Origin of the sequence: Marinifilum caeruleilacunae, assembly GCF_013141825.1 — a bacterium.
GTDB lineage: Bacteria > Bacteroidota > Bacteroidia > Bacteroidales > Marinifilaceae > Marinifilum > Marinifilum caeruleilacunae.
This window is the reverse complement of sequence record NZ_RZNH01000001.1, coordinates 250,347-264,049: the sequence shown is the minus strand read 5'-3', so window position 1 is coordinate 264,049 and position 13,703 is coordinate 250,347. Positions and strand designations below refer to the sequence as shown.

Annotated in this window: 13 protein-coding genes; all 13 read left to right on the top strand. The window is 36.7% G+C overall.

Features of this window, described 5'->3' with window-relative positions; translation table 11 throughout:
* Position 1: 1 nt before the first annotated feature.
* The 13 genes from ELS83_RS01230 to ELS83_RS01170 all read left to right on the top strand — a co-directional run bounded on the left by ELS83_RS01230 (position 2) and on the right by ELS83_RS01170 (position 13,635).
* Complete coding sequence (locus tag ELS83_RS01230; protein WP_171593676.1) at positions 2-1,132, top strand: glycosyltransferase; 1,131 nt, start codon at positions 2-4, stop codon at positions 1,130-1,132.
* Positions 1,133-1,144: 12 nt separating this feature from the next.
* The gene (locus ELS83_RS01225; RefSeq protein ID WP_171593675.1) at positions 1,145-2,227 is read left to right on the top strand and encodes a glycosyltransferase; all 1,083 of its coding nucleotides are present in this window, start codon (positions 1,145-1,147) and stop codon (positions 2,225-2,227) included.
* A 1-nt stretch (position 2,228) separates the two neighbouring features.
* Positions 2,229-3,509, top strand: a complete 1,281-nt coding sequence (locus ELS83_RS01220) for a hypothetical protein (protein WP_171593674.1) — start codon at positions 2,229-2,231, stop codon at positions 3,507-3,509.
* A gap of 26 nt (positions 3,510-3,535) precedes the next feature.
* Positions 3,536-4,450 (top strand): glycosyltransferase family 4 protein, encoded by a 915-nt coding sequence (locus ELS83_RS01215; protein WP_171593673.1) that lies wholly within the window; start codon positions 3,536-3,538, stop codon positions 4,448-4,450.
* Between the two features lie 14 nt (positions 4,451-4,464).
* Positions 4,465-5,559: a DUF354 domain-containing protein gene (locus tag ELS83_RS01210; RefSeq protein ID WP_171593672.1), complete on the top strand. Its 1,095-nt coding sequence runs from the start codon at positions 4,465-4,467 to the stop codon at positions 5,557-5,559.
* Entirely contained in the window at positions 5,556-6,731 is a 1,176-nt protein-coding gene (gene wecB, locus ELS83_RS01205; RefSeq protein ID WP_171593671.1) for a non-hydrolyzing UDP-N-acetylglucosamine 2-epimerase, read from the top strand. The genes ELS83_RS01210 and wecB overlap by 4 nt, the downstream gene beginning before the upstream one ends.
* Before the next feature lie 33 nt (positions 6,732-6,764).
* Positions 6,765-7,778 (top strand): lipid II:glycine glycyltransferase FemX, encoded by a 1,014-nt coding sequence (locus ELS83_RS01200; protein ID WP_171593670.1) that lies wholly within the window; start codon positions 6,765-6,767, stop codon positions 7,776-7,778.
* A 63-nt stretch (positions 7,779-7,841) separates the two neighbouring features.
* The gene (locus ELS83_RS01195) at positions 7,842-8,849 is read left to right on the top strand and encodes a lipid II:glycine glycyltransferase FemX (protein ID WP_171593669.1); all 1,008 of its coding nucleotides are present in this window, start codon (positions 7,842-7,844) and stop codon (positions 8,847-8,849) included.
* 15 nt (positions 8,850-8,864) lie between these two features.
* The gene (locus ELS83_RS01190) at positions 8,865-9,614 is read left to right on the top strand and encodes a polysaccharide deacetylase family protein (protein WP_171593668.1); all 750 of its coding nucleotides are present in this window, start codon (positions 8,865-8,867) and stop codon (positions 9,612-9,614) included.
* A gap of 9 nt (positions 9,615-9,623) precedes the next feature.
* Positions 9,624-10,565 carry a polysaccharide deacetylase family protein gene (locus ELS83_RS01185; RefSeq protein WP_216616291.1) on the top strand — a complete coding sequence of 314 codons (942 nt, stop codon included), beginning with the start codon at positions 9,624-9,626 and terminating at the stop codon, positions 10,563-10,565.
* On the top strand, positions 10,537-11,223 hold the full coding sequence (locus tag ELS83_RS01180) for an HAD family hydrolase (RefSeq protein WP_171593666.1): 687 nt from the start codon (positions 10,537-10,539) through the stop codon (positions 11,221-11,223). Before ELS83_RS01185 ends, ELS83_RS01180 begins: the two co-directional genes overlap by 29 nt.
* Positions 11,220-12,386, top strand: a complete 1,167-nt coding sequence (locus ELS83_RS01175) for a carboxylate--amine ligase (protein WP_171593665.1) — start codon at positions 11,220-11,222, stop codon at positions 12,384-12,386. The genes ELS83_RS01180 and ELS83_RS01175 overlap by 4 nt, the downstream gene beginning before the upstream one ends.
* Positions 12,387-12,504: 118 nt before the next feature.
* The gene (locus ELS83_RS01170; RefSeq protein ID WP_171593664.1) at positions 12,505-13,635 is read left to right on the top strand and encodes a sugar transferase; all 1,131 of its coding nucleotides are present in this window, start codon (positions 12,505-12,507) and stop codon (positions 13,633-13,635) included.
* The last annotated feature ends 68 nt before the right edge of the window (positions 13,636-13,703 follow it).

Here is a 13,703-nt window from a genome sequence, read left to right as displayed (position 1 = left end):
AATGAAAAAAGCCACAATCGCTACAGTTTACAGTGCTTCCAATGCCGATACAGTAGGAAATGCCAACAGGATAAAACGTTACCAGATATTGGCCGAACATTATAACCTTATCATTTTTACAAATCATCCTAAGTTTATTAAAAGTAAGGTAAATGCCAGGGTTGTAGGTGTAAAAAAATGGAAGGTGCCATTCTTTTCGGTTTACTTGTTCTGGCTCAAAATTGGGATTGCCTTACTATTTACCAAATACGATTTGCTCTTCCTGGTTATTTCCGATGCACCCATCTCGTTCTTTAATTTCAAAAGTCCGTTTTTGTGCCATATTCAATCGGCTCATGCCATATTAGGATTAAACGAGAAAAGAAGCAAAAGCTTTATCTCCAAAAAGATATCCTTACTGTATTTAAACGGGGTAAAACAGGCCGATCATAGCCTGGCCATTTCCAAACAATTGGTCGATTATTTTATATCGCGAAAAGTGGATGAAAATAAAATATCCTACTTGCCGCACGGTGTTGATTTTGAAAAATTTAAGCTGAATGGTGAGCATGAAAAAGAGGATGGTAAATTTCGATTGATATACACAGGTTGGGTATGCGAAATTCGCGGTTTAAACCTGATGTTGGAAGGTTTGAAAGAAATTGTATCAGAAAAGAAAGACATTCAGCTTGTAATTATTGGAGCCGAGGAGACTTATCAAAGAAAAATTGAAAATTGGAGTCGAAAAAATAAGTTGCAAGGGAGCATAAAAGTGATAGGGCGAGTAGACCATGATGAAATTCCTAAATACATACATGAATCGAATGTTTGCCTGAGTTTTCTCGAAGATATTCCTTCTTACCATTTATCGCCGCCACAAAAGTTGTTTGAATATTTTGCCATGGGAAAACCCGTTGTAGCCAACGATTTGCCAACACATTCGCAATACATTAAAAATGGGTTTAATGGCTATATCATTAAAGATTTGGATGTGAATCTGTTTAAGGATGCCATTTTTAAGCTCTACAACCAGAAGGAGAGTCTTGGAAAAATGGGCGCAAAAATACGTGAGGATGCTTCGCAGTACGATGTGCAAAAAGTAGAGCTAGAACTCTTATCGAAGGTAGAGGAACTTTTGTATCGCCAAAACTAAAAAATTGCCACTTTGGATCCATCAAAAGAGAAAAAACAGATTCTAATTGTAAATCCGGGACAGTTTGGGTATCAATCGGGTTACTTCTATTATTGTAAATACTTAAAAGAGGAGTACCATATTACTTTCATTTGTTACGATCAAGGCTTCCCAAAAGTGGAGTTAGAGGGTGTTGAAATTCATTATTTGCCCATTATCCAAGGCAAATGGAAGCGCTTTATGAGCTGGAGAAGAGAAATTCTAAAGCTTTGGCAAACAGGAAAATACGAAAAGGTCTTCATGGTCTATTTCAAATTGTGTTTTCTGCTAGGTTTATCAATTAAAAAAGGGAGTAAAATTCTGGATATCAGGTCAGGATCATTGAAAAAATCACCAGTTGCAAACTTTCTGCAAAATCAGCAAATTTTGTTTGAATCCTTTTTTTTCGATCGCATTACGATATTATCCGAAAAATTAAGAGAAAAGATAGGATTCAGGAAAGAAAAGTGTAACCTGCTGCCACTTGGAGCAGATATCATCCCTTCTAATGGGAATGATTTTAGTACATTGAAACTATTGTATGTCGGAACACTTAATAAGAGGAACATTCATGAGACCATCGAAGGCTTTGCGAAGTTTTACCATGAATTTCACTCGAAAGTTAAAGTGACCTACGATATTTTCGGATATGGCAGCAGCGAAGATGAGAAATGTGTTATAGAGACCATAGAGAAGAACCAACTCCAGAATATCGTTTGCTTTCATGGTCGGGTCAATCATGATCAGTTGAAACCTTATTTTAAAAAATGCAATGTTGGCGTTTCTTATGTGCCTTTAGAGAAGTACTACGATTATCAGCCACCAACCAAAACCTTTGAATACGTACTTTCAGGAATGATTTGCATTGCAACATCAACTTACGAGAACAGGAGGTTAATCAATTCAAAAAATGGATTTCTGTGCGAGGATAATTCAACATCTTTTTATGATGCATTAAAAATGGCATACCATTCGAAACACAGCTTTGACACAGAAGAAATTGTGAAATCGCTCGAATCTTACGAGTGGTCGAATATCGTGAAAAGCAATTTAAAACCAGTTTTGGAACTTTCATAAAATGTTCAAGACCTATTTACACTATGCCTATTGGTCGCTGATTTTTTTTACTGGACTGATGCAACTAATGGGCTTCTCTTCTGCAATCTACAAAATTGGAGTCCCTTTTCTTTTGTTTGTTTTGCTTGGCCTACAAATTATTGAGTCGTGGGGCAAGTTCAAGACTCCTTTTATTGGATGGATTGCAGTATTTTCAGGAGTATCTGTACTGAGCACTTTTATCAATGGCTTGGATACATTTTCATTAATTTATTTTTTAATCTATACCCTTATATCATACTTCTATTTCCTGGTATTAATTAACGAGGATAGCGTATTACTGATTAAAAAAGTAGTAGGTTTTATTAAAATATTGGTTCTGTTACAAGTTCCTGCAGCGATACTTAAGTTTATCAGCAAAGGACAAAGCGAGGATGGCATTATAGGAACCTTAACCATACAGGGTGGAAGTGTTTCTACAATTTTTCCACTGTTTGTAATCCTTATTCTATTCTCGATTTTTTTGTTTCAAGCCAAATTGAAATACCTGTATGCAATTGGGGCATTTATTCTTTTTGCCATTATTGGCGATAAACGGGCCATACTGCTGTTTATTCCTTTGTTTTTTATCATTGGTTCCTATGTGTATGTTAGGCTGAGCAAGTTGGAATTGTTTACCAAATTATATCATAAATTATTCATTGTTGGGCTGTTCGGTATCGTGGCATTTGTCTTTGTTGCAAAAACCAATCGTACTCTAAATCCCGAACACAGCCGATGGGGAAGTGTCGACCTCTATTATATTGGCAATTACATACAGGAATACACACAGGGAAACTCTGAAGATAAAGCACAATTGCGCAGAAAAGATGGTTTGCTTTATTTCATCAATCACATGAAGAATGAGAAAACGCAAACCGCCATCTTGGGCGATGGAGCAGGAAAGCTGATTCAATCGCAGTACAATACCCGTTCGGGTTTAATGTTGGATGAATATGGAGTGAGATATGGTGGTCGTATGGGCTTTGTTTGGTTGCTTACACAGGTAGGCTTTTTGGGTGTTACAATTTACCTTCTGTTTTATTGCAAATTATTCGCCTATGTTTGGAAATACTACATACATCATCCCATTTATCTTGCTTTTTTATTACTTACTCTCTTGTTTTTTGTAGATACTTTTATTTATTCATATGTCTTTCTTCGGTTTGAATTTGTAAAAGGCCTCTACTTTGTCATTCTTGCCCTGATATTCCTCGATCAAAAATACAAATCCAATTACTTTACGGATTTAGTACTGAAATAAATTTGTTTGATCAGAAATGAAGTGAAATGCTCCGAGTTCTAATTGTTTGTAGTGGGAATAAAAAATCCATATCGCCCTTTGTAAAAGAGCAGGTCGACGAATTGATTCGTGCAGGCCTAAGGGTTGATGTTTTTCCGATTAAAGGAAAGGGCTTAGTGGGATATCTGAAAAACCTTTTTCGCTTTTGGAAAAAAATTGGAAACACTACTTATGATTTGGTGAATGCTCATTACGGATTAAGCGGTTTGTTGGCTGGTTTGCAATGGAAACTACCGGTAGTTGTTACCTATCATGGAACGGATCTTTACTCGACGAAAGTGCGTTTTTATTCGAAACTTGCACAAGTCTTGAGCAAAAAAAGCATTGTGGTTTCGCCCTATATGCTGCCACTATTGCGAAAAAATAATGCAGCAGTTATTCCATGCGGAGTCGATTTTACTACTTTTTTTCCAATGGATAAAAGCACTGCCAAAAAGAAGCTGAATCTATCATTAGAGAAGAAATACATCCTTTTTTCGTCGGCATTCGATATCGATGTTAAAAATTATCCACTGGCCCAAAAAGCAGTTGATCAGTTGAATGATGATTCTTACGAACTAATTGAGTTAAAGGGATATAATAGGGATGAGGTTGCTTTGTTGATGAATGCCGCTGAGCTGGCTTTGTTAACCTCATTTTCAGAAGGATCGCCTCAGTTTATAAAAGAAGCGATGGCTTGTAATTGTCCGATTGTATCAACCAATGTTGGCGATGTAAAAGATGTAATTGCCAATACAAAGGGATGCTACCTGACCTCCTTTGAGCTTGATGATGTTAGCAAGCATATCGCGAAAGCAATTGATTTTAATGGCAAAACAGATGGCCGAAATCGAATCTCACATTTACAGTCGGATGTAATTGCCACAAAAATTATAGAAGTTTACGAAACTGTAGTTCGCTAAACCATAGCAAATCCATGAGAATTTTAATTGATATTGCGCATCCAGGGCATGTACATTTATTGAAAAACTTATACTTCGATCTCAAATCGATTCATAAAATTTGGGTAACAGTAAAAGACATTCCCATTGCCATAAAATTATTGGAGCAGTATAAAATTCCTTATCAGGTATTGGGCTCTAAAAAGGATCATATCGTGGCCAAAGCATTTAGTCAGATTCATTACAATTGGCTGATATATAGGTTTATTAAAGAAAATAAAATTGATATAGGTATTGGCTCATCACTGGCACTGGCCCATGTATCAGCAATTAGTTCGATGAATTCGATCATTCTGGACGACGACGACGATGCAGTTCAACCTCTTTTTGTAAAATTTGGTCATCCTTTTGCAAGTCATCTTGTTTCACCAGCCAGTTTAAAAGAGAATCGCAAAAAAAAGAATACCATTTTCTACAACGGATTTCACGAGTTGGCCTATTTGTCGCCTAAACGTTTTACGCCGGATACAAATGTTTTAAGTCACTTAGGCATTGATTTAAACGAAGCCTTTTTTGTACTTCGATTTAATCGATTTAAGGCACATCATGATATTGGACACCAGGGAATTAATTTGGAACAGAAACTTAGAATTATCAATTTATTGAAGGACTATGGTCGTATTTACATCACAAGCGAAGGAGAAATTGAACCTGAACTGCAGTCTTATCAATTGAAAATTGAAGCAGATAAAATTCATTCTGTTTTGGCTCTTGCCCAAATGTTTATTGGCGATAGTCAAACCATGACCTCAGAAGCTGCGGTATTGGGAACTCCGGCTGTAAAATGCAATAGTTTCGCTGGCAAATTATCTGTTCCCAACGAGTTGGAAGATCGATATGGTCTGTGTTATTCATACTTGCCGGAAAGCTTCGATAAGTTCTTAGAGAAAATGAAAGAATTGCTCGAAATGAAGAACAGGCAGGAAGAATGGGAGAAACGCAGGTATAAAATGCTCAAAGAAAAAATCGATTTGAGTGATTTTCTCACATGGTTGATTTCAAATTATCCTAATAGTGTTACATCTACTACAATTAATTCAGATTTATTGGCTCAATTCAAACTCATATGAAAATAATCAGTATTGTTGGAGCTAGACCTCAAATTATTAAAGCGGCGGCTTTAAGCAGGATAATCAGGCAGAAGTATTCCGATCTGATTACGGAGATTATTGTGCATACCGGGCAGCATTACGATGAGAATATGTCGAAGGTGTTTTTCCAGGAACTCGAAATCGCTTTGCCTGCTTATAATCTAAACATTGGTTCCGATAGTCATGGAAGACAATCGGCAGGTATGATTTCCGGACTGGAGGAGATTCTCATGAAGGAAACACCCGATTATGTTGTGCTCTTTGGCGATACCAATTCAACCTTAGCAGGTGCAATTGCTGCAAGTAAATTGCAAATTCCGATCGCACATATCGAAGCGGGTTTACGATCCTACAATAAGCAAATGCCTGAAGAAATAAATCGAATCATGTGCGATCATGTTTCCACATTCTTGTTCACACCCAATAATAAGGCCATAAAAAACCTGGAACTTGAGGGATTCGACACAAACCAACATTCAAGCTATTGTATCGATAAACCTGGCATTTTTAATGTTGGCGACATCATGTACGATAATTTTCTGTACTATTCTCAAGCATTAACAAAGGGGAGTTCTAATGGAAAATTGCCAAATGAATACATCCTGGCAACCATTCATCGGGATCACAACACAGATCGACCTGAAAATCTTCAAAGTATATTTAAGGCACTTTTGGATATCAGCAATCAATTTTCGATAGATGTAAAAATTCCCTTGCACCCAAGAACATTAAAATGCATGTCTCAACATTTAAGTGGAGGCTTGCTTAAAAAAGTCAATAACTCTATTTATATAGAGATATTACCACCAGTTTCATATAAGGAAATGATCGATTTGGAAAGAAATGCAAAAATGATAATGACAGATTCTGGTGGTGTGCAAAAAGAAGCTTATTTCTATAATAAGCCATGCATTATTTTGCGTGAGGAAACAGAATGGGTGGAAATTCTGGAAACGGGAATGGCTTTATTATGTGGTGCCAACTATAAAAAAATAATGGATGCTTTTCGTGCCTACGATGAGGTAAAACCTCTGAATTTTCCGAAAATATTTGGCAATGGAAATGCTGCAAATTTAATTTGTCAGCTGTTAATTCAGCATTACAATGATACAAAGCCATCAAAGCATATAAGAACCGTGAATTCTTCATGAGTTGTAAGTAATAATTGATTATAGAAACAGGCGATGAAGATACTGGAAGGGCTGAATGAAATTGATGAGCAATTATGGGAAGAATTTATTTTTGAGCATCCCAATGGAAATGTTTTTCATACTCCACAAATGTTCCATGTATATGAAGATACCAAACGATATCAGCCCATTATTTTGGCCTTGGAAAAAGAGGGTAAAATTAAGGGAATTTTAATTGCTGTTATCGAAAAAGTACTGAATGGAATGTTGGGTGGATACTCTGCAAGATCGATTATACGCGGTGGTCCATTGGTAGAGAAAAATGATAAAGTTCTTTGCAACTTATTGCTTGATAGTTATAATGAAATCGCAAAAAAACATGCCATTCTCTCCCAGGTGAGAAACTTCCACGATACCTTAAATTACGAATTCATATTCAAGGAAAATGGCTTTTATTTCCTCGATCACCTCAATATTTTCATCAATCTGGATGTATCGAAAGAAAAACTTTGGGGTTCCTTACAATCGAAGAGTAGAAATAAAATCAGAAAGGCCAGAAAACTGGATGTAGAGGTTGAAGTTGATACAAGCCCTGAAGGTTTACAAGAGGCTTACAATATTTTAAAAGAAGTATATCACAAGGCACGCTTACCCTTACCGGATATCTCTTTTTTTCAGAATCTGATTTCACACTTTTCGAAAGATCCAGGCATAAAAATATTTGTTGCCAAATTTAATAATGAAATTATAGCCTGTCGAATTGCTTTGCTTTATAAATCAACAGTATATGACTTTTTTGCAGGAGCAAAATCAAAGCATAACCACAAGTGCCCAAACGATATTTTACCTTGGGAAATTTTTATGTGGGCAAAAGATAATGGATATACATTGTTCGATTTTGGAGGAGCAGGCTCGCCCAATGTACCATATGGAGTACGCGACTATAAAATGAAATTTGGAGGAGAGCTGGTTCGTTTTGGACGATATGAAAAAATTCACAAACCCGTAATTTTTTCAATTGCCAAAAGGGCTTTTCTACTATGGCAAAAGCTACGGTTCACTTTCTAAACTGTAAGAACTACGACTTAATACTTTACTTATGAAAGCATTTATTTTTAAGATGATTTAAAAATGGAACTGATCCACCATCCAGAAAAAATTGAGCGCGAAAAGTGGGAAGAATTTATTCATTATCATCCCAATGGAAATGTTTTTCAAACGCCTCAAATGTACGATGTGTATAAAGAAACACCCAAGTACAAGCCCATTTTTTTGGCTGTGAAAAACGAGAGCGAAATTTTGGGAACACTACTGGCTGTTATCTTAACAGTTCACGATGGAATTCTTGGGAAATTTTCATCCAGGGCCATTATTATGGGTGGTCCAATTGTGAAAGACGATGATGAACAAGTAACCGAAATGCTTTTGGTTCACTATAGTAATCGGGTGAAAAACCAGGCCATTTATACGCAAATTCGAAATTTATGGGATACATCAAATCGAAAGGCAAGTTTTCATGCAAGTCGGTTTAAGTATGTAGAGCACCTTAATATTCTTGTCGATTTGGAAAAGAAGGAAGAGGATTTATGGCAGGAAGTTGAAAAGAGAAAGAGAAACCGAATTCGAAAAGCTCAGAAAGAGGGGATTCAAATTTCGGTAGACAACTCGGATGAGGCAATAGAAAATGTGTATGGAGTACTGAATGATGTATTTAGACGGGTAAAATTGCCATTGCCCGATCTCATCTACTTTAAAAATCTTCGAAAGAAATTAGTTGGAAATCCATCTTTACTCATTTTTGTGGCGAAACACAATGGTAAAATCATAGGATGCAGTATCTCCTTAAAATACAAAAAGGTAATCTATGATTATTATGCAGGCTCCTATTGTAGTGAGTATGCAAAATGCCCGAACGATTTAATTCCCTGGGAAATTTTTCTGTGGGGAAAAACCAATAATTGTAAGGTTTTTGATTTTGGAGGAGCAGGAAAACCCAATGTTTCTTATGGTGTGAGAGATTATAAAAAGAAGTATGGAGGTAAAATTGTGAACCTGGGGAGGTACGAACAAATCCACCAGCCGTTTATGTATGCCTTTGCCAAAAAAGCTTTTGTAATCTGGCAAAAACTGCAAAATTAAGAAATTCAAGTTTGTATGAATAGAGATTTTACCTTGCAATCTTACGAGTCTATCTGTAAAACCATTGTGGATTTAAAGCTGAATACTGTTTGTTTTAACACATATTTTAGAAGTAAGCCAGCCCAACCTTTCGTGATTTTAAGACACGATGTGGATAAATTTCCCCAAATGGCCCTGCAAATGGCCCTCCTGGAAAAACGCTATGGTTTGCATTCTACCTATTATTTTAGAAATACCAAATCGATTTTTAAGCCTGATATCATCAAACAAATTTACGACTTAGGTCATGAAATAGGATACCATTATGAAACCATGGCTCAAAGTAATGGAGATGTAAATAAAGCCCTGGAAATTTTTCAGGAGAGTTTGTATGAAATGCGTAAAATTTGCCCGGTTAATACAATTTGTATGCATGGTAGTTCATTTTCGAAGTGGGACAATCGCGACTTGTGGGTGGAAAATAATTTTGAGGATTTTGGGATCATTGGCGAACCCTATTTATCGATCGACTATAATAAGCTTGCCTATATTTCCGACTCGGGAGGAAGCTGGAGAGATAAAGGACAACGAGTAAGAGATAAGCTGCCACAAATGCTACAGGTAGATTCTACCCAGGATTTAATTTATAAAATGAGGAATGAAGAAATTAAAGGTTTAATCATTCTCACTCATCCCGATAGGTGGCATTCAAATCTAATATTTTGGGGAATGGAGCGATTGATGTGCAGGGTGAGAAATACAATCAAAAGAATTGTATTGCAATAATGTATGAGTGTGAAGAAAATTTGTTTACTAACGAACGATGTTGAAACCACATCGATTTGGTTCAATTGCCTGAGAGATGAAACCGGTTTAAAAGTGTTACAGGAAGGAATGCCTTTATTGCTTGATATTTATAGCAAATACAATATCAAATCAACTTTTTACTTTACCGGATATATTGCCAAACTGTATCCACAAATTGTGAAAATAATTCTCAAACGTGGTCACGAAGTTGCCAGTCATGGATTATCGCACAAAAAGGAGCATGGCTTTGATCAAATGTCGTATAAACAGCAAGTACATCATCTTAGGGAATCTAAAATGATTCTGGAAGACATATCCGGAAAGGAAGTGATTGGTTTTAGAGCGCCGGCACTTAGGGTAAATGAAGATACCGGAAAGGCTTTGATTGAGTCAGGATATTTAATCGATAGTTCAATTGCTTCTCAACGTTTCGATTGGTTCATGTCCTTTGGTGGACGTAAGAAATTAAAATGGTTATCATCGCCCAGGTTGCCTTACCGAACATCGTCGGAAAGCCTTTTTAAAAAAGGCAATTCGCCCATTATCGAAGTGCCTTTAAGTGCAACTCTATTACCATACCTGGGCACAACAATGAGAATTTTTCCTTTGCTTACCCGTTTGCAGCATCGTTTATTAAACCTCGAAAATTCCATCAATCACAAACCAATTGTTTTTGATATTCATCCCAACGAGCTGATTGATGAATCGAATGAAACCAGGAGTATCTCAAGACGGTCGGATCAATTGTTCGCATACCTTTTTCAGGACCTGATACGGGCGCAGTTAAAAGTGAAAAACCTGGGGCATAAAGCGCTTGATTTATACGATAGGGAAATTAAATATTTTATGCAGAAGAATTATCAATTCATTACTGTAAGAGAATATGTAGAAAATACATTTAATGGATCGCAAGGAAATCGTAGTGTTTGATTTTGACAGAACACTAACAACATATGATACTACGCTTGATTTTTTTCAGTTCTGTGGTCGCAGGAAAGCCTTATTTGTGTTCAGATATTACTGGTATTTGTTTTTATGGTGTTTGCAGAAACTCGATCTGATTTCAAACTTACAACTCAAAAATTTGGGGATTAAATTGTTTATAAAATCACATAAGGCAGAGGATGTAAAGCAGCTGGCAAAAGAGTTTTCATCAAAGATAAAGCTGAACCAAATCTACCATTACAATTTTAAGACTGAATGTGCCAATGCGAGAGTTATTGTTGTATCGGCAGCATTCGAAATTTACCTGGAACATCTGTTTCCAAACATCGAAATTATTGGTACTAGCTTGAGAAAAGAAGAGGAGGAATTTGTACAAATCGAAGAACATGTTTATGGTGAAAGAAAAGGTTTGAAATTGCAGCAAATGGGAATTCAGGAAATTGACAGATTGTATACCGATAGTAGAAATGACTCATCCTTACTCGCCATGTCAGCCCAATGTAACCTGGTAGTAAATAATGAAATCAATACAATTGTTTCGAACTTATCTTTCGAAGATGTGAGTCATGAAATATTTAAAGCTCAAAAGAAAGATTTTCGATCGATTCTTTTTTGCAGGTACCAAAACTTAGAACTAAAATGAAGCGAATTTTTGTGATGGATGGCAGGTCGCGGGCGGCTTTATCGATTATCAGATCTTTGGGCCGAAAAGGATATCATGTGATCGTGGGAGAATCTTATCCGTGTGCGTCCTTCTACTCAAAATATGTAAGTAAAAAGTTAATTTATCCCGATCCGCGTAAGCAGCCAGAATTGTTTGAAGAATTTATCCTGAATTGGGCAAAAAATCATGCAAATGCTTTCCTGATACCCGTTCGGGATGATTGCACGGAAATTTGCGGGAAAATAAAGGATGAATTGGAGCAGTTTGTGACTTTGCTGGTTCCGAATCGAGAGCAATTCGAACTGGCAAGGGATAAATACAAAACCATCGAAATTGCAAGGCAACTGAATATTCCACATCCCAAAACATATCTTCCAAAAATCGATGAGGATATTGACGAATTGAAGGAAAAAATCAATCTGCCTTTCCTCATAAAACCTAAGGTAAGTTCGGGTTCACGTGGAATCGTCTATATCAAAAACTGGAACGAATTTGAATCGCATTACAAGAAAATTACTTCTCATTTTGGAGTTCCAATGCTACAAGAGTTCATTCCGCAAGGAGGAGGATTTGGGGTTTCTTTGCTCTTAAAAAATGGAGAAGTATACGGCAAGTTTACACACAAAAGGATTCGGGAATATCCAATAAGCGGAGGTCCAAGTACTTTGCGCGAAGGCGTTGCTCATCCCGAAATGGAAGAATATGCCATAAGGCTCATGCAACATTTAAAGTGGGATGGTGTGGCCATGATCGAATTCAGAATTGACAGCAGAGATGGTGTTCCAAAACTTATGGAAATCAATCCTCGATTTTGGGGATCGCTCCAAACGGCGGTCTATTCGGGAGTTGATTTTCCACACTTGCTTTACCTGCTCGGGCAGGGAGAAAATTGCCTGAAACAATTGGAATACCCATTGGGAAGACGTGTAAGGTGGTTGCTGATGGGAGACATACTTTGGTTTTTATCTGCCCCAAAAACCAGATCGAATATTATGGATTTTTTGCGTTTTCGATCGAAGAATACATCCTATGAAATCTGCAAATGGGATGACCTGGGACCTGTATATGGCACCTTTTTAGATGCTTTTAATGCAACTTTTAGCAGGGAACGCAGGAAACATGCATTGGATCGAGGCTGGTAATCCCATTAAGTCAGCCATTAGATTTGAAACTTATCATACTCTACATGAAATAAGCTTGCTCAATCGCAAGCATAAGGTTAACTACAACATTTCTATTTGATGTCGAAAATTCATTGTCATGAAAGATGAAAAAGAATTAGTGAGGGACTTTGAAAAAATTGATCACTTTGAGAATTCAAAGAATGGAATATCAAATTTTTTGATTTATCGGAATGACTTTCGTGATCACTCTCAGATATTAGGGGAAAAAGGATTTGAATTTGTAAGCACTTATTACAATCGTAGCAATACAAAACATATCCTGGTAAGCACCAGGGAGGTTAAAGATATTGACCGCTTAAGAGGTGCAAATTACCAGTTATTGGTAAGTGTTGAACCCGTAAATAATTTGATTAGCATTAACGAGTTTTTTGAAGCGGTTCATCACAAACTTCAACAGAATGCGCTGTTTATATTTCGTTTTAAACCACAGGAACATATCGAGAGAAAAATCTTAACAAGTCATTCATTTCCTCTTAATAAAATTAAATACCTGCATCATTTTATTTACCGACGGGTATTTCCAAAGCTTAGCCTTACGCGCAGCTTGTATTTTTTCCTTACCAAAGGAATGAACCGTTCCATTCGCCAGTTGGAAATGATTGGCAGACTGTATGCAGGAGGTTACGAACTGGTGAACGAATATTTTGCCAATGGATACCTGTATTTGGTTGCCAAAAAGAAAAGCTCGCCACGCTATCACAAATTTGCTTCCTATGGATTGCTTTTTAAAATGAGGAGAATTGGAAAAGGAGGGAAAGAGATTTTAGTATATAAAATAAGAACAATGGTACCTTTTTCGGAATACCTGCAAGAAGAATTTCTGAAGAAGAACAGATTGGCTAAGGGAGGCAAAATTTGCAACGATATTAGAATTACACCAATTGGTAAAATACTAAGGAAGTTTTGGATTGATGAACTGCCAAATTTTGTAAACCTGATTAAAGGAGAAATGAAACTGGTTGGTGTTAGACCAATAAGCAAGCAGTATTTGTTGCTCTACGATGAGGAGTTGCAAGACTTGCGCAAACGGGTTACACCTGGTATTGTACCTCCATTTTATGCCGATTTACCAGAGACACTGGAGGAAATTCAAGCCTCCGAAAAACGTTACATCAAAAGCTATTTAAAATCTCCTTTAAAAACGGATGTAAGGTATTTGTTTTTGTCGATAAAAAACATTGTTACAAAAAGATTAACAAGTCACTAGGTTCAAAGAATTTTAAAACTCTCTCAAGCTAAGATGACCTCCAATGCCCATTGAAGTGATTTTATACT